11 protein-coding genes are annotated in these 17,954 nt (G+C 70.6%); 9 read left to right on the top strand and 2 right to left on the bottom strand.

The genetic code is table 11. From position 1 onward, the window contains the following. Positions 1–155: 155 nt before the first annotated feature. From ABT061_RS29810 to ABT061_RS29780, 7 genes are read left to right on the top strand one after another with little or no spacing between them, the layout of a single operon-like run. A complete protein-coding gene (locus ABT061_RS29810; protein ID WP_350924148.1) occupies positions 156–1,520 on the top strand; it encodes an ABC transporter substrate-binding protein in 1,365 nt (454 codons plus the stop codon). Next, positions 1,517–2,383, top strand: a complete 867-nt coding sequence (locus tag ABT061_RS29805; RefSeq protein WP_350924146.1) for a carbohydrate ABC transporter permease — start codon at positions 1,517–1,519, stop codon at positions 2,381–2,383. The genes ABT061_RS29810 and ABT061_RS29805 overlap by 4 nt, the downstream gene beginning before the upstream one ends. A gap of 38 nt (positions 2,384–2,421) precedes the next feature. Then, positions 2,422–3,234, top strand: coding sequence for a carbohydrate ABC transporter permease (locus ABT061_RS29800; protein ID WP_350924144.1), 813 nt, complete (start codon positions 2,422–2,424; stop codon positions 3,232–3,234). After that, positions 3,231–4,079 (top strand): NAD-dependent epimerase/dehydratase family protein, encoded by an 849-nt coding sequence (locus ABT061_RS29795; protein ID WP_350924142.1) that lies wholly within the window; start codon positions 3,231–3,233, stop codon positions 4,077–4,079. The genes ABT061_RS29800 and ABT061_RS29795 overlap by 4 nt, the downstream gene beginning before the upstream one ends. 2 nt (positions 4,080–4,081) lie before the next feature. Beyond that, positions 4,082–5,332: an enolase C-terminal domain-like protein gene (locus ABT061_RS29790; protein WP_350924140.1), complete on the top strand. Its 1,251-nt coding sequence runs from the start codon at positions 4,082–4,084 to the stop codon at positions 5,330–5,332. 25 nt (positions 5,333–5,357) lie between these two features. Next, the gene (locus tag ABT061_RS29785; RefSeq protein WP_350924138.1) at positions 5,358–6,383 is read left to right on the top strand and encodes a LacI family DNA-binding transcriptional regulator; all 1,026 of its coding nucleotides are present in this window, start codon (positions 5,358–5,360) and stop codon (positions 6,381–6,383) included. A 21-nt stretch (positions 6,384–6,404) separates the two neighbouring features. Next, entirely contained in the window at positions 6,405–8,006 is a 1,602-nt protein-coding gene (locus tag ABT061_RS29780) for an FAD-dependent oxidoreductase (RefSeq protein ID WP_350924136.1), read from the top strand. Positions 8,007–8,046: 40 nt separating this feature from the next. On the opposite strand, the gene ABT061_RS29775 is transcribed toward ABT061_RS29780, so the two are convergent. Beyond that, positions 8,047–8,316, bottom strand: a complete 270-nt coding sequence (locus tag ABT061_RS29775) for an integrase core domain-containing protein (RefSeq protein WP_350924134.1) — start codon at positions 8,314–8,316, stop codon at positions 8,047–8,049. A 515-nt stretch (positions 8,317–8,831) separates the two neighbouring features. On the opposite strand from ABT061_RS29775, the gene ABT061_RS29770 reads away from it, so the two are divergent. Next, positions 8,832–12,311 carry a M28 family peptidase gene (locus ABT061_RS29770; RefSeq protein ID WP_350924132.1) on the top strand — a complete coding sequence of 1,160 codons (3,480 nt, stop codon included), beginning with the start codon at positions 8,832–8,834 and terminating at the stop codon, positions 12,309–12,311. Positions 12,312–12,407: 96 nt separating this feature from the next. Here ABT061_RS29770 and ABT061_RS29765 read toward each other — a convergent pair whose 3' ends face one another. Next, positions 12,408–15,290, bottom strand: a complete 2,883-nt coding sequence (locus ABT061_RS29765; RefSeq protein ID WP_350924129.1) for a helix-turn-helix transcriptional regulator — start codon at positions 15,288–15,290, stop codon at positions 12,408–12,410. Positions 15,291–15,955: 665 nt separating this feature from the next. Here ABT061_RS29765 and ABT061_RS29760 point away from each other — a divergent pair. Then, a complete protein-coding gene (locus ABT061_RS29760; RefSeq protein ID WP_350924127.1) occupies positions 15,956–17,929 on the top strand; it encodes a prolyl oligopeptidase family serine peptidase in 1,974 nt (657 codons plus the stop codon). Positions 17,930–17,954: the final 25 nt, after the last annotated feature.

Genomic DNA, 17,954 nt, shown 5'->3' with positions numbered 1-17,954 from the left:
CGACCTAATGCGGATTAGGGAGATGTGTACTCCGGCCGGAACGGGAGCGTCAAGGGCGATCTGTGCGCATCAGGTAATCCGCCGGTAACACCTTGACACCTTTTCCTAATGCGGATTAGATGCCACCTAATCCGCATTAACCCAGAGGAGTAGCCATGGATGTGCCAGCCTCCAGAAGGTGGATGGCGGGGGCGCTCGTGCTCGCCGCCGCGACGGCGGGCTGCGCGTCCGGCTCGTCGGATGGGGACTCGGGTAAGACCACGATCATCGTGGCGGGCATGCCTCCCACGACCGCCGCGAAGACCCGCACCCAGTTTCTCGACGCGGTCGCCGCGTTCGAGAAGGCCAACCCCACCATCAAGATCAAGCCGACCGACACGCAGTGGGACGCCAGGACGTTCGCGACCCGGCTGGCCGGTGGAAACGCGGAGACGGTGCTGACCGTGCCGCTCACCGAGCCGCCGGCGCTCATCGCCCGGCGCCAGGTCGCCGACCTCAGCACCGAGATCAAGAGCCTGCCGCACGCGGGAGACTTCGACCCCCGCGCGCTGGCCCCCGCGACCGGTGCGGACGGCAAGGTTTACGGCCTGCCCGTCACCGAGTACGCGCTGGGCCTGGTCTACAACCGCGCCCTGTTCACGAAGGCGGGCCTCGACCCGGACCGGCCACCGGCCACGTGGGACGAGGTCAGGGCGGCGGCCAAGAAGATCGCCGGGACGGGAGCAGCCGGGTACACGCAGATGACGGTCAAGAACACCGGCGGCTGGATCCTGACCGCGATGACCTACTCCTTCGGCGGCCGGATGGAGAAGCAGCAGGGCGACAAGTACGTCTCCTCGCTCCTGGACGGCCCGGCGGAGCAGGCGCTGCGGCACCTGTCCGTGATGCGGTGGCAGGACGACTCCATGGGCGCCAACCAACTGCGCACCCAGCAGGACGCGGAGCGCGACTTCGCCGCCGGCAAGATCGGCATGATGATCGGCACCGTGAACAGCTACAACCGCTACACCACCCTCTACTCCGGCAAGCCGGACGACTTCGGCATCGCGGCGCTGCCGCAGCAGGGCAGCGGCAAGGCGACACTGCTGGGCGGGCTGGTGGCGGCCGTCAACGCCAAGGCCACAGCCGCACAGCGAGCCGCCGCGGTGAAGTGGATCGACTTCTACTACCTCAAGCCCAACTACGACCCGGCGGCCGCCGAGCAGCTGGCCGTGGCCAACGCCGCGGACAAGCTGGCCGTCGGCCTGCCCACGCTGCCGTTCTACGGCACGTCGGTGTCAGGCCCGGTGAACGCCGCGATCGCCAAGCACACCAACATCCCGGTGTCGAACTTCGCGCCCTACGTGAAGGAAACCGACAAGCTGGAGTACGTCGTCGAGCCTCCTGTCGCCGCCCAGGACCTGTACGGCGCGCTCGACACCGCCGTGCAGGCCGTGCTGACCCGCAAGGACGCCGACCCGCGCGACGAACTGACGAAGGCGGCGGCGCGCGTCGCGCCGCTGCTTGAGAAAGCACAGTGACCCGGGGTAAAGGCGCCGCGGCTGCATTGTTCCTCATCCCGACGGTGCTGGTCTTCGGCCTGTTCTCGTGGTGGCCGATCATCCGCAGTGTGGTGCTCGGCTTCCAGCAGACCAACCTGGTCGAGGCGGCCACCTTCGCGGGCCTGGACAACTTCCGCACCCTGCTCGCCGACCCCCTGCTGGGCACGGCGGTGCGCAACACGCTGCTGTTCACCGGCCTGGCCCTGCTGATCGGCTTTCCGCTGCCGATCTTCCTGGCGGTGCTGATGTCGGAGCTGCGGCGCGGCTCCGGGCTGATGCGGGTGCTGGTCTACCTGCCGGTGGTGGTGCCGCCGGTGGTGGCCGTGCTGATGTGGAAGTGGTTCTACGACCCGGACTCCGGCCTGTTCAATCAGCTGCTCGGGTTGGTCGGGCTGGGACCGTACCCCTGGTTGCAGTCCACGGGCATGGCGATGCCGAGCCTGGTCCTGGAGGCGACCTGGGCGGGCGCCGGCGGCGTCGTGCTCATCTACCTGGCCGCGCTGTCCAGTGTTCCCACCGAGCTGTACGAGGCGGCCGAGCTGGACGGGGCGTCGGTGTGGCGCAGGTTGTGGCACGTGACGCTGCCGCAACTGCGGCCCATCCTGCTGATCATGCTGCTGCTCCAAGTGATCAACACCTTCCAGGTGTTCACCGAGCCGTTCGTGCTGACCGACGGCGGGCCGGAGGACTCGACGGTCACGGTGCTGCTACTGATCTACAGGTACGCGTTCGTCAACGGCGACTACGGCACGGCAGCGGCATTGAGCGTGAGCCTGGCCGTGGTGCTGGCGGTGCTGTCCGCCGTGTACCTGCGGCTCACCAGAACTTGGGGGACGAAGTGAGGGGAGTGATCTCCGACACCGAAAGACGTGGGCGCGGGATGCGCCTCGGACTGGGCACCACCCAGGTGTTGCTCATCGTGGCCCTGGTCCTGGAGGGTGCCGGGCCGATCTACTGGATCTTCAAGGGCGCGATCTCCTCCACCCAGGAGTCACTGCGCCATCCGCTGGCCCTGTGGCCGGCGGACGTGCGATGGTCGAACCTGACGGAGGCGTGGACGACCCTGGAGGTCGGCCACTACCTGACGAACACCGTCGTACTCGTCGGCGGCTCCTGGTTCACGCAGCTGTTCGTCGCGACGACAGGCGCCTACGCGCTGTCGGTCCTGCGGCCCTCCTACGGCAAGTACGTCTACGGCGCGGTCCTGGCGACGCTGTTCCTGCCTGGCACGGTCTCGATGGTCTCGCTGTACCTGACCGTCCTGGACCTGTCCATCGCCAACACCCCGCTGTCGGTGTGGTTACCCGCTGGGGCGCACGCCTTCAACGTCCTGCTGGTCAAGCAGTTCTTCGACGGCATCCCCAAGGAGCTGTTCGAGGCGGCGCGCCTCGACGGCGCCGGGCCGTGGCGGATCTTCACCCGGGTGGTGCTGCCCATGTCGCGTCCGATCCTGGCCGTGGTATCACTGCTGGCTGTCATGAACGCGTGGAAGGACTTCCTCTGGCCCATGATCGCCATCACCGACACCGAGAGCCAGCCGCTGGCGGTGGCCCTGCCCCGGCTGGCGGACACCTCTGACCAGGCCCTGCTCATCGCCGGGATGCTGATCGCGATCATCCCGCCTGTCGTGGTATTCCTGCTGTTCCAGCGGCAGATCATCCGGGGCATCGCCTTCACGGGGCTGAAGGGATGAGGGTCCTGGTCACCGGGGCGGCAGGCCGTCTCGGCTCCGCCGTACTGACAGAACTCGCATCGCGGGACATCGCCGTGACCGCGCTCGTCGCGCAGGATCCCGGCGCGCCGACGGCGGAGCGGGTCGTCGTGGGCGACGCCCGCGACCCGGCCACCGTCCGCGCGGCCCTCGAAGGGGCCGACGCCGTCGTGCACACGGCGGCGCTGGCCTCGCCCGAGGTGGCGGCGCCCGAGGTGGTGTTCTCGGCCAACACGATGGCGACGTTCGTGGTGCTGAACGAGGCGGGAGAGCAGGGGGTACGGCGGGCCGTGATCGCCAGCAGCCTGTCGATCACCGGCCTGCCCTTCGCCAGGTCGCGCCCGAGCCCGCCGTATCTGCCGCTGGACCAGCACGTGCCGTTGCAGGTCGAGGACCCGTACGCGCTGTCCAAGCAGGTGGACGAGGCCACGGCGGCGATGATGCACCGGCGGCACGGCATGACCGTCGCCGCGCTGCGCTTCCCCTTCCTCGGTGACCAGGTCAGGCTCGCCGCGCGCGCGGAGCGGCTGGCCAGGGATCCCGCGGCCGGGGCCGCGGAGGTGTGGAGCTACCTCGACCTGCGCGACGCCGCGCGTGCCTGTCTGCTCGGGCTGACGGCCCCGCTGCACGGCGCGCCGGTCATCTTCATCGCCGCGCCCGAGACGCTCGTGGCGACCCCCACCGAGGAGTTGCTCGCGGCGCACCACCCCGGCGTGCCGCGCCGTACGGCGTTGCCCGGCAGGACCGTGGCCATCGATCTCGAGCCGGCCAGGCGACTGCTCGGATTCACTGCTCGGTATCCGTTCCCAGAGGGGCGACAATCATGATCATGCCGGAGACGCAGGCGCCGTGGCAGGCCAGGGACGGGCTGCGCATCACCGGTGTACGCACGATCGTCACCGCCCCAGGCGGGGTCCCGCTCGTCGTCGTGCGGATCGACACCTCGGAACCCGGGCTGTACGGCCTGGGCTGCGCCACCTTCACCCAGCGCTTCCACGCCGTGGTCGCCGCGATCGAGCGGCACATCGCTCCCATGGTCATCGGCCGGCATCCCGCCGACATCGAGGACATCGGCCGGATGCTGCACTACTCCTCGTACTGGCGAGGCGGGCCTGTGCACAACAACGCGTTGTCCGGCATCGACCAGGCGTTGTGGGACATCGCGGGCAAGCGTTTCGGCGTGCCGGTGTACGAACTGCTGGGCGGGCGGGTCAGGGCGGCTGCCGCCGTCTACACCGGGGCTCGCGGTGGCGAGGTCGAGGAGTCGATCGAGCGGGCGGCCGCGCTCGCCGAGCAGGGTTACCGCTACGTGCGGCTGCAGGCGGGCGGGCCGGGACTCGGCACGTACGGCGGCGTCGGCACGCCCGGCGGGTATCCGGACAGCCCCCATCCCGACGGCTGGGACGTCGGCCACTACCTGCGGAGCACGCCGAAGCTGTTCGAGCGCGCCCGCGAGGTCCTCGGTGAGGAACTCGGCCTGCTGCACGACGCGCACAACCGGCTCACGCCGAAGGAGGCCGTAGCGCTCGCGCGGTCGCTGGAGCCGTACCGGCTGTTCTTCCTGGAGGACCCGCTCGCACCCGAGCACTTCGACAGGCTGCCCGAGGTGCGGGCGGCGGCGCCGATGCCGATCGCCTCCGGCGAGCTGGTCTCCTCGGTGACCGACGCGGCGCGTCTCATCACCTCGGGTGGCGTCGACTACCTGCGTCTGCACGTCTCAGCCGTCGGCGGGCTGACGCCCGTGCGCAAGCTCGCCGCGCTGTGCGAGCTGACCGGGGTGCGGACGGCCTGGCACGGGCCGCCGGACGTGTCGCCGGTGGGCGCGGCGGCCAACGTCACGCTCGACGTCACCAGCCCCGCGTTCGGGATCCAGGAGGCGCATGTCTACCCGGAGACCGTGCACGAGGTGTTCCCGGGAACGTTGCGGACGGTGAACGGCTACATCACCCCCGCCGATCGGCCCGGCTGGGGCATCGACCTCGATGAGAACGCCGCCAAGCGATACCAGCCGGAAACGCACCTGCACGAGCGGTGGGCCGCGCAGGTGCGCAGGCCCGACGGCGGGATCGAGGCTCCGTGATCTACTACTTCTTGGGGGGTATGCCATGAGGCCGAGCGGTCGCCCTCGTCAGGCGGACATCGCTCGACTGGCCGGCGTCTCACAGCCGACCGTGTCCCTGATCCTCGGCGGCGGCGCCGCAGCCATGGGCATCGCCGAGGAGACCCAGCGCAAGGTCATGGAGGCCGCCGAGCAACTCGGGTACGTGCCCGACCCGATCGCCACCCGCCTGGCGGCCGGGCAGAACAACCTGCTCGGCCTCTACACCTTCACCGCGACCTTCCCCACTGAGATGTCCCACGCCTACCACCCGTTCCTGGTGGGCATCGAGGAGGAGTCGGCGGCGCAGGGCTACGACCTGCTGATGTTCATCGCCTCCAGCGTCACGGGCGAGCGCCCGCACGCCCAGGTGCTCAACCGGGTACGGCTGGCCGACGGCTGCCTGTTCCTGGGCAGGCACCTGCCCGTGCCGGAGATGGACCGCTTGCTGGCCACCGATCTGCCCGTCGTCTACATAGGGCGGCACGACGAATTCGGCGACCGCCTGCCCTACATCGGCGCCGACTACGTGTCCGCCGGCGCCGCCGTGGTGCGGCACCTGGCGGGGCTGGGCCACGAGCGCATCCTGTACGTGCGCGAAGCCGACGAGGCGATCACCTCCGTCGACAGGGAGGCGGGCTTCAGAAGCGGCATGGACGAATGCGGGCTGGCAGCCGAGGTGGTGCGCACCGATGGCACCGACCTGACCCCCGATCTGCTGCGCGCCTGGCACGACCAGGGTGTCACCGCGATGGTCACCGAGGCCACCGACACCGACGCCGCCCACCGCGCCCTCCTGGCGGCTGCCGAGCGCGCGGGGCTCCGCTTCCCCGACGACCTCTCCCTGGCCACGCTCGGCGACCCCCGCGACCGCGCGGCAGGTCTCACCGGCTTCGCCGTACCCCGTCGCGAAATGGGGGCCGCGGCCGTCCGGCTGCTCACGAAACTCATCGCGGGAGACCGTACGGTCCCCAGGCACCAGCTCATGACCTGCGAGCTGGTGCCTGGCGAGACCGCGGCACCTCCCCGCTAGCCCTCTCGAAAGGCACCACCTATGACCGACATCCTCATCATCGGCGGTGGGCTCGGCGGCGTCGCCGCAGCCCTGGCCGCCTGCCGCGCGGGCCACGACGTCGTCCTCACCGAGGAGACGGACTGGATCGGCGGCCAGCTCACCGCGCAGGCCGTACCCCCTGACGAGCACCCATGGATCGAGAGCTATGGAGCCACCGCCACTTATCGTGACGTGCGCGGCTCCATCCGCGACTACTACCGGCGCTGGTACCCCATGACCGGCGGCGCGCAGCGCTGGCGCGAGCTCAACCCCGGCGCCGGATATGTCAGCAAGTTGTGCCACGAACCACGCGTCTCCCTGGCGATCCTGCAGGCCATGCTGGCTCCCCATGTGGCCGCCGGACGCCTACGCGTCCTCCTCGAACACCGCCCCGTCGATGTCGAGGTGGACCGTGACCGCGTCAGAGCCGTCACGCTGCTGGACCTCCGCTCCGGTGACTCGCACACCATCGCCGCCGCCTATGTCCTCGACGCGACGGAGACCGGCGAGTTGCTGCCGCTGGCGAAGACGGAGTACGTCACGGGTGCGGAGGCCCGCCGCGAGCACGACGAGCCGCACGCGCCGGACGAGTACCAGCCACTGAACATGCAGGGCATCACCTACTGCTTCGCCGTCTCCCACCACGACGGGGAGAACCACGTCATCGACCGGCCTTCGGACTACGGATTCTGGCGCGATTACCGGCCCGACTTCTGGCCCGGGCCGCTGCTCGGCTTCAGCGCACCGGACCCACGCACCCTGGAGCCCGAAGCCCGCTGGTTTGACCCCAACCCACCCGGTGACCCCCGCGGGGTGCTGGCCGACCAGAGCGCCCAATCAGGGGACAAGGATCTGTGGATGTTCCGCAGGATCCTCGCCCGCGATCTGTTCGAGCCCGGCTTCGCCGCTTCCGACATCACTTTGGTCAACTGGCCGCTGAACGACTACTGGCTGCGCCCGATCATCGAGGTGGATGCCGACACGGCGGCGCTGGCGCACAGGGAGGCCAAGCAACTGTCGCTGTCGTTGCTGTACTGGCTCCAGACCGAAGCACCCCGCCCTGACGGCGGCACCGGTTTCCCCGGGCTCCGGCTCCGCCACGACGTGGTCGGCACCGCCGACGGGCTGGCGAAGTCCGCCTATGTCAGGGAGTCGAGGCGCATCCGCGCGGTCACCACCGTCACCGAGCACCACGTCTCCAGAGCCGTCCTCGGCGACCGCGGCACGCTGCGGCACCATGACTCCGTCGGAGTCGGCGCGTATCGCATCGACCTGCACCCGTCGACCGGTGGGGACAACTACATCGACATCGCCAGCGTGCCCTTCGAGATCCCGCTCGGCGCGTTGCTGCCTGTCAGAATGCGCAACCTGCTGCCCGCGGGGAAGAACGTCGGCACCACGCACATCTCAAACGGGTGTTTTCGCCTGCATCCTGTGGAATGGAATGTGGGTGAAGTCGCGGGCCATCTGGCCGCGTACTGCCTGCGCCGGGAGGTGGAACCGCAGGAGGTCAGGGAGAAGGAGACCTTGCTGGAGGAGTTCACCGGGGAACTGGACAAGATCGGAGTCGAGCGCCACTGGCCGGCACCGGCGGGCTACTGATCCTTGGCCCTGCGCCTGCCGAAAACCCCGTCCGCGCAGTTCAAGCGGCATGCGTGTATTCGTGGAGGACGCCACCGAGCCGGTCTCGTCGGCGCACGTTCAGGTCGGCGATTCGCTCTGGATCGGTGATCGGATCCGGGACGGTACGCAGCGGGGCGGCTTGGGCCAGTGCTTGATGGGCGCGGTGCCGGTTGTAGAACCGTTCGTACTCGCGCAGGGCGTGCCGCAGGTGGCGTTCGTTCCAGAGCAGGCAGCGGTCGAGAAGCTCACGGCGGCACGACTGCACCCACCGCTCCGTGACCGCGTTCATCCGCGGCATCCGGATACCGGACCCGCACCAGCCACCTCGCGCGCCTGGAACTGGCAGAACTCGCCCTCGCCGCCTGAGCCGAGTTAACCAGCGGGGTCATCACATCGAGCAAACGTGGGAGCCTGTCGCGGACCTCGTCAGGTGGTCTGCCGGCCGCCGCGACAACGCGCTGCGCGTACGGAACGGCTCTCCTGCCTGCTCGCCCCGGCTCCCGGTGCCCCACGGGCGACGGACACGTGTGCGGCCCGGCGGCCGGTGTCGCCGGGCCGCGTGCATGCCGGGCGCTGTTCATGGCACGTCTACGGAATTTCCGTAGGCCTACGGATGTGTTAACGGATTTTCGCGGATGCCGCCGATGCCTATCGTCTGGCGACAACAGGGTGAAACGCGATCACCCTCTCAACACCCCCCGTTTCCCATCTCACCTCGCCTGCTCGGAGATCCCCGGCGGCGTGGTGGTCCGACGTGCGCCGACAGGCGACACGGACCGGGAAGACCGAAAGGAACAGCCCCGAGTGAAACACAAGGTCTTAGCCGCGGTGACCGCCGGTGTCGCCACGGTCGCCTCGATGGCGCTCGTCGCGCCACCCGCGGACGCCGCCCCGTTCCACGGCGCCCTTGCCGGATCCCTCACCCCCGCGGCCTCCGTCTCTTCCACGACCGCGGCTCCGGCCGCCGATCCCAAGTCGCTCGCCGTGGCCGCCGCCGACCGGGCCGTCGCCAGCGGGCTCGACGAACTGCGCGCGGGACCGGACGAGTCCTACGAGCGGGCCGGCGTGACGACCGGCCCCGGCGGCATGCAGTACGTCTCGTACGAGCGCACCTACAGGGGGTTGCCGGTGATCGGCGGCGACGCCGTGGTCGTCACCGACGCCTCCGGACGGGTGCGCGACACCACCGCCGCCTCCGGGCCGAGCCCGCGGAACATCCCGCTGGTGGCGAAGATCACCGCGGAGCAGGCGACTCAGACCGCCAAGGCGCGGCTGTCACGGGTGGACGACGTCGGCGCGCCCCGGCTTGTGGTGCTGGCCTGGGGCGGCAAGCCCAAGCTCGCCTGGGAGGCCGTCGTCGCCGGTGTGGCGAAGAACAAGCCGAGCATCCAGCACGTGTTCGTCGATGCCCGCACCGGCGCGGTCGCCGACTACTACGACGAGGTCGTCGCGGGCAGCGGCAACGCGCACTTCGCCGGTCAGGTCACCATCGACACCAGCCGCGTCGGCAGCTCCTACTCGATGACCGACGCTGGGCGGCCCGGCATCCAGTGCGGCGGCCAGAACGGCTCGGCGTACACGAAGAGCACTGACACCTGGGGCAACGGGTCGGGCACCGACCTGGAGACCGCGTGCGTGGACGTCATGTACACGGCGGCCCAGGAATGGAACATGCTGCGCGACTGGCTCGGCCGCAACGGCATCGACGGCAGTGGCAGGGGCTTCGGCGCGCGAGTCGGGATGACCGACGTCAACGCCTACTGGACCGGCACTTACACCACCTTCGGCCGCAACCAGGCCGGCAACAAGCAATTGACGTCGATCGATGTGGTGGCGCACGAGTACGGCCACGCCATCTTCCAGACGACACCCGGCGGGGCCGGGTCGCAGAGCGACAACGAGCGCGGCGGCCTGAACGAGTCCACCGGTGACATCTTCGGCGCCATCACCGAGGCCTACGCGAGCAACCCCAAGGAGCCGCTGGACTACACGGTCGGCCAGGAGGTCAACCTCGCGGGCAACGGCCCGATCCGCTACATGTACAACCCGTCCAAGGTCGGCGACCCCAACTGCTACTCCTCCTCGATCCCCAGCACCGAGGTGCACGCGGCGGCGGGCCCGCAGAACCACTGGTTCTACCTGCTGGCCGAAGGCAGCAACCCGACCAACGGCCAGCCGACCAGCCCGACCTGCAACAGCAGCACGGTCACCGGCATCGGCATCCAGAAGGCCGGGAAGATCTTCATGGGCGCGCTGTCCCGGAAGTCGTCCACCTGGAAGCACTCCAGTGTGCGCTCGGCCTCGGTCGCGGCGGCCGTGGAGCTGTTCGGCGCCAACAGCGCCGAGTGTGCGAGCACCAAGGCCGCCTGGAGCGCGGTGAGCGTGGCGGCCCAGTCCGGTGAGCCCACCTGCACCGATCCCGGTCCGGGCAGCGCCGACTTCTCCCTGTCGCTGAACCCGTCGTCCGGCTCCGTGCAGCCGGGCGGCCAGGCCACCGCCACGGTCGGCACGCAGACCACCGTGGGCAGCGCGCAGACGGTCAACCTGACCGCCTCCGGGCTCCCGTCCGGAGCGACCGCGAGCTTCACCCCCTCGTCCGTCACCTCGGGCGGCTCCGCCACGCTGACCGTCTCCACCACGTCCGCCACTCCCACCGGGACGTACCAGATCACGGTCACCGGCACCGGGACGGGCACCGGAACGCCCCGCCACACCGCCACCTACACCCTGACGGTCGGCGGCGGATCCGGCGGGACCGAGCCGCCGGACATCAGCGTCACCAACATCAAGTCGCACCTGCAGCAGTTCCAGACCATCGCCACCGGCAACGGCGGCAACCGCAGGTCCACCGGCGCCGGGTACACCCAGTCGGTCAGTTACCTCGAGCAGAAGCTGACCGCGGCCGGCTACACCGTGACCCGGCAGAACTGCACCTCGGGCTGCACCGCCGGCGCGGGCCCCAACCTGATCGCCGACTGGCCGGGTGGTGACACCAACCAGGTCATCATGGCCGGCGCGCACCTCGACGGCGTCGCCGCCGGACCCGGCATCAACGACAACGGCTCCGGCTCCGGCATGCTGCTGGAGGTCGCCCTCACCCTCGCCGCCCAGAAGCCCAGCATGGCCAAGCACGTGCGCTTCGGCTGGTGGACCGACGAGGAGCAGGGCCTGAACGGGTCGAAGTTCTACGTCAACTCACTCAGCTCCACCGAGCGCAGCAAGATCAAGGCGTACCTCAACTACGACATGATCGGCTCGACCAACGCCGGATACTTCATCAACAACATCACCACCGCCACCGCCGCGAACCTCAAGGCCTACTACGACAAGCTGAACCTCCAGCCGGAGGAGAACGTCGAGGGCCAGGGCCGCTCCGACGACGCCTCGTTCAAGAACGCCGGAATCCCCACATCCGGCCTGGCGGCGGGAGCCAGCGCCACCAAGACCTCCGCGCAGGCGGCCAAGTGGGGCGGCACCGCGGGCCGGGCGTACGACTCGTGCTACCACTCCGCGTGCGACACCGTCTCCAACGTCAACGACACCGTGCTCGGCCGGGCCGCGGGCGCGACCGCGTACGCGCTCTGGAAGGCCGCGGTGGGTGGCGACACCCCGCCGCCGACCCGTGACTTCTCGCTGTCGCTGAACCCGTCGTCCGGCTCGGTCCAGCCGGGTCAGCAGGCCACCGCGACGGTCGCCACGGCCACCACGTCCGGCACGGCCCAGACGGTCAGCCTGTCGGCCACCGTGACGCCCGCCGGGCCGACGGTCAGCGTCACCCCCACCCAGGTCACCTCGGGCGGCTCGGCCACGCTGACCGTGTCCACCTCGGCCTCCACCCCGGCCGGCACCTACAGCGTGACGGTGACCGGCGGAGGCGAGACCGCCACCCGTACCGCGACGTTCACGCTCATCGTGAACGGCCCGACTGGCGGTGACCGGACCTTCACCAGCACCACCGTCTACTCGATCCCCGACAACGGCTACGCGTTCAGCCCGATCCAGTCCACCGCGACCGGTCAGGCCTCCTCGCCGGTGCAGGTCGCCCTCACCGTCGAGCACCCGTGCTCGGAGACCCTCAGCGTGTACCTGATGGCCCCGGGCAGCAGCGACTTCATCACGATCAAGGACCAGGAGTTCAGCACCACATGCACCCCGTGGTCCGGCTCCCGCACCTACCAGGTGCCGGTGAGCTCGACCGCGAGCGGGGCCTGGTACCTGCTGGTCATGGACGGCAGCCAGGACAGCAGGACCGGGAAGCTCACCGGCTGGAGCATCACGCTCTGACCGGTTCGTAACCCGGGGGCGAGGCCCCGGCCGGTGACCCCGGCCGGGGCTCTCGCATGTCCGGGCCGGTAACCGGGCGACCCGTCGGCGGAGGGGTCAGCGGGGCGGCGCCACGTCGTTGCGCGAGCGCACGCCGAGCTTGCGCAGCACCTTCGCCACGTGCGTCTCGACCGTACGGGGAGAGAGGAAGAGCACCTCGGCGATCTCCCGGTTGGTACGGCCGAGCGCGACCAGCCGGGCCACCTCGCTCTCCCGAGTCGAGAGCACGCCGCCCTTGGCCTTCCTGGCCCCGCGCGGCAGGCTGCCCGCGCCGATGTCGCGCAGCGTGCGGCGGCAGCGCGCCGCATCGTGGGTCGCGCCGAGCCCGGTGAACCGTTCGGCCGCCTCGGTGAGGATCTCCCCGGCGGCGGCGCGGTCGCCGAGGCGGAGCCGCGCGCCCGCCTCTGCCTCGGCCGCCCGCGCCGCCCCGTACGGCTGGGGCATCGCCGCCTGGGCCGCACGGGACCTGGCGAGGAACTCTGCCGCCGCTTCGTGCCGGCCCTCGGCCTGGGCCGTCATGCCGCGCGCCATGTCGAGCGCCGCCTCGGCCGAGGGTGCGCTCCGATCCTTGATGCTGTCGGCGAAGTCGGACACCAGGGTGGCCGCGTCGCCGAAGCGCCCGGCTGTGAGCAGTGCGGCGACCGCGGACGGCACCAGGTGGGCGCCCCACACCCAGACGCCCTTGCGGCGCAGCCGGGACAGAGCGCGGTCTGCCTCGGAGACGGCGGCGTCCACGGAGCCGCGGGCCAGGTGCAGCTCGATCACTCCGCCGGATGCCGCGGCCAGGACGGGATGGAAGCCGGAGCCGGGGTGGCGCAGGCCTGCGGCGTGGAGGTAACTCGCCGCCTCCTCCCACTCGCCCGCGACCAGCGCGAGCATGCCGAGGACCAGTTGCGCGTCCGCCGCGAGGAGCGGCGCCTCCGGCGTCATCTCCACCACGGCGGCGGCGCGCCGCCGCAGCCCGTCCCAGCGCCCGGTGAGCCAGTCGAGCCGGACCGACGACACCTCCACCAGGTAGCCGGAGTAAAGGGCGCCGGTCTCCTTCGCGAGCCGCCTGCCCTCCTGGGCGAACCGCTCGGCGGCGGCGTAGTGGCCGAGCGGGATCGCCCCGTCGCACAGGTTCGAGTACGCGCGGGCGGCCTGCCTGCGCACCGCCGCCGACGGATCGTTCACAGGGAGCGTCGCCGCCAGGGTGAAGGCGTCGGGCGAGCCGACCAGCATGGCGAAGGCGACTCTGTTGGCCTGCACCGCCGCCGTGACCTCGGGGTCGTTGACGACGGCGAGCAGCCGCTCGGCCCGGTCCATCCACTCCATGTGGGTGGTGAGCGGCTCGTCGCCCCACGCGGGCATCGCCAGCAGGGCGAGGCCGCGGGCGGCGGTGGCGGGCCGGTCGTCCAGATCGTTGAGCGCCGCGATGATCTCCTGCCGTCCGGCGGCGATGGCACCCGCCTGGTTGGACATCAGCACGCCGAGGTTGAGCCGCACCTCGCCGCGTACCTCCCGTGACAGGAAGTCGTCGGAGAGCAGGCGTCGCAGCAGCCGTACGACCCGCCGGTGGGAGAGCCCGATCGCGGCCACCTTGCTCAGCCGCAGCATGAGCGGGCCCCGGCAGGAGCGCGGCAGGTCGGGGTCGCCGAGCATGCCCTCGAGCACCTCGACCGCGAGCGGGCTGTCGCCCAGCGCGGCGGCGTGGTCCGCGGCGGCCGCGCCGTACCGCCACCAGGCCTCGATGTCACCCGCGCGGCGGGCGTGGAACGCGAGCTGGACGAGCGGCGGCGAATCGAGCGCGGCGAGTGCGGCCATCGCCCGCATGTGCGCCCGCCGCCGGTCCGGTCCGGGGATCACGTCGTAGACCGCCTGCTGCGCGAGCACGTGGCGGAAGCCGTACCGGCCGTCCCCGTCCTCGTGCAGCACTCCGGCGCGCAACGCCTCGCGGATCCCGGCCTCCGCCTGCGACGCGCCGAGGAGCGGGCCCGGGCCCGTGGACTGTCCTGTGACGGCGGCGATCAGCGGCTCGGTTGCGGGCAGCCGGAGCGCGGCGGCGGCGTAGACCGCGTTCAGCCCGGCAGGGGACAGATCGCTGAGCCGATCCGCCATCGCCTCACGCAGGAGCACTGGCACGGTGATGTGCTCGAGCGCGTCCGGCTCGCCGTCGTCGTCCGTGCGGCGCCCGTCGGCGCCGGGCAGCGAACGGACCACCTCCTCGATGACGAACGGGATCCCGGCGGTGCGGTCGAGCAGCCTGGCGGCGAAGGCGGAGGTCACGTCCGCCCGGCCGAGCAGCGCGCCCGCCAGGCTCCGCACGCTCTCCGCGTCCAGCGGCGTGAGTGAGATGACCTCGCTCGTCGTCCCCGGCAAACGCCGATGGGCACGGCCGAGCGGCAACTCCGGCACCGGCAGGTCGGACCGCCGATAGGTCGTCACCAGCGCGAGGCCGTCCGGCGGCTGACCGATGAGGAAGCGCAGCAGGTCCCGGGTGCCGTCGTCGGCCCAGTGCAGGTCCTCGATCACCAGGACGGCCGGGGAGACTGCCTCGAGTAGCGCGTGGACCGCGCGGAACAAGCGGTGCCGTTCCGCCAGCGGATCATCGAGCGGCGCGGGCGAGGGCGGCAGCCCCCGGGCGAGTTCGGGAAGGTGGCCGCGCAGCGCCCCGACGACCGGGTTGAGGCGGTTCGATTCCGGGAGGGCGTCGGCGGCGTTCCGGAGGGCGTCGAACACCGGGCCGTAGGGGAACGCCTCGCGGATCTGGTGGCAGTGGCCGAGCAGGACGATCCGCTCACCGCCGCCGAGCCGGTCGACCGCCGCCTTGACCAGCCGCGTCTTGCCGATGCCCGCTTCGCCCTCCACCAGCGCAACGGCGGGCGGGCGGTTGATCGCCCTCAGGAGGGTTCGCAGTTCGGTGTCACGTCCGACAAGTACGGGAGAGGCCACAAGCGTCATCGACGGCTCCGAACGGTGCGAAGTACGGGCCCCCCGTCCCTGACACACTCCAGCATCGGCCGCGCGGGGGTCAACCTTCTCAGGTAACGTCCCAGCGTCTTTCAGCGACGTCCAGGATGGCCGGTCCGTGAACAGTGGGGCGTCACACATGACCTGATCGCGTTCCTGCAGGCACGTATCAACGAGTCGCGGCAGATCGCCGGACGGGCAGAGCGTCAGGGAACCAAAGCGACCACTGTGATCTCGACAGGCTGTGCGGGTGCCGACTGCGCGGATGAAGCACCCGCAGGACCATGCGGTGGAAGGCGCCCTTGAACGCCTTCCAGATCGCCTTCGAGGGACGCCTCACCCCCGCCAACCACTGACCACTTCAACAAGCAAGATCAGCCGTTAAGTTGACACTCCCTCGCTGCTGCGCAACACAGCCCGCCGGCCCCGTCTGCCGAGGCTGGCGGCCCTGAAACCCGGATTACCGTTTGAGTGAGTCGTCCCCGTCTTCGACTCCACGAAGCGGAGTTCCAGGTCGCGGGTTCCGCCGGTGAAGTGCGCGGCCTTCCACCGGCCCCTGTAAGGGGTTCCGACCTCGACACCCGTAGAGTCCGAGCCCCCCGGTTTCCGACCTGAGTCGATAGGAGATGAACCGCCCCATCGCGTAGGGTCCGCCCATGAACGGTAGGGACGTGCGCGGCAGCGCCACTTGGGGCCAGGTCGAAGAGTATTTCCTGCGGTTGCACGAGCCGGCGTTGGGACAGCCGTACAAGCTGCTGGAGCCGTCCTGCTCCGCCGACGGGTCGCGGATCGCCGTGACCGGCCTCGTGTACGACGAGCTGGCCGGCCTTCCACGCCAGGCCTGCTTCCTGGTCGACGGTGCGGACCTGCGGCCGCTGACGGGGCCGTCCGGTTCCTCCCGGCAACCGCGCTTCTCCCCGGACGGGGCGACGGTGGCATTCCTGTCGGACCGCACGGAGGCAGGCCGGTTCCAGCCGTACCTGTTGCGCACCGGTCAGCTGGGTGAGGCGGAGGCGGCCCCGGCCGTGCCCGGGACGGTGGAGTACTGCTCCTGGTCGCCGGACGGCACGAAGGTGCTGCTCGGGGTGGCGGGGCTCGGTGCCGACCTGGCCGGTGGTCAGGGGAGCGGCACGACGTACAAGCCGAAGGAGGAGCTGCCGGATTGGCACCCGCGCGTCGAGATCGGCGTGACGGAGGAGTCGTGGCGGTCGTTGTGGATCCACGACCTCGCGGCAGGTACGACCACCAGGCTGTCGCCGGAGGGTCTCAACGTCTGGGAGGCGGTCTGGCTCGGCCCCGACGCGGTCGTCGCGGTCACCAGCCCTGCTCCGGACGAGGCCGCCTGGTACACGGCCGTGCTCTCCCGCCTGGGCCTCGACGGGGCGGTCACCGAACTGGCCCGCTCCGAGGTGCAGTTCGGCTGGCCCGCGGCCTCGCCTTCCGGCGGACGGTTGGCGGTGGTCGAGGCGGTGGGCAGCGACCGCGGGGTCGTCGCGGGTGACCTGCTGGTGGGCGCTCCCGGTGCTGCCTTCGAGCGGGTCGACACCGGTGAGGTGGACGTCACCGCGACCCAGTGGATCGACGCGGATCGCCTGGGAATCCTGGGGATCCGCGGCCTGGAGACCGTCGCCGCGGTGTACGACGCGGTGACCGGGAAGATCACCGAGCTGTGGTCGAGCACGGACACCAGCTGCGGCACGCGCTACCCGGAGGCGGCCTGGTCCGCCGACGGCCGCGTGGTGCTCGTCGAGGAGGGCTACTCGGTGCCGCAACGGGTCGTGGTGCTGGGTGACGACCGGGTCGAGCTCGCGGGGATCGGACACCTGGGCACCGAGTACCTGCTGTCGGTCGCGGGCAAGGCCGAGACGGTCGCCTGGTCCGCACCGGACGGGCTGCGAATCGAGGGGATCCTATGCGTCCCTGCCGGGGACGGGCCCTTCCCGCTCGTGGTGAACATCCATGGTGGCCCGGTGTGGGCCTACCGGAACACGTGGTCGATGTTCTCCCCCTATACCCCGCTGCTGGTGGCCCAGGGGTACGCCGTCCTCAGCCCCAACCCGCGGGGCAGCTCCGGCCGCGGGCAGGACTTCGCCCGGCTGGTCTTCGGGGACATGGGCGGCGAGGACACGGCCGACTTCACGTCCGCGATCGACGCTCTCGTCGAGCGCGGGATCGTGGACCCGGCCAGGGTCGGCCTCATCGGCGGGTCGTACGGCGGCTACATGTCCTCGTGGCTGGTCACCCAGGACCAGCGCTGGGCTGCCGCCGTACCGGTCTCACCCGTGACGAACTGGTACAGCCAGCACTTCACCAGCAACATCCCCTACTTCGACGCGCTGTTCCTCAACGGGAACCCGGAAGTCCCCGGCGACAGGTTCCACTCCAGGAGCCCCGTCATCCACGCCGGCAAGGTGCGCACCCCGTGCCTGAACATCGCCGGCGCCCTGGACCGTTGCACTCCCCCGACGCAGGCCCAGGAGTTCCACCAGGCGCTGCTCGAGCACGGCGTCGAGTCCCAGCTCGTGATCTACCCGCAGGAAGGCCACGGCGTCCGTCGATTCCCGGCTCTGATCGACTTCTGCACCCGCGTCGTGGACTTCTTCCAGAAGCACATGCCGGCCCGCGGCTGACACCCTTCGTGCCCGAAGGTCCGGC

It is taken from the genome of Streptosporangium sp. NPDC002544 (assembly GCF_040295965.1).
Classification (GTDB): Bacteria; Actinomycetota; Actinomycetes; order Streptosporangiales; family Streptosporangiaceae; genus Streptosporangium.
Note: the sequence above shows the minus strand (reverse complement) of the source record. Positions and strands in the feature narration are given on the sequence as shown.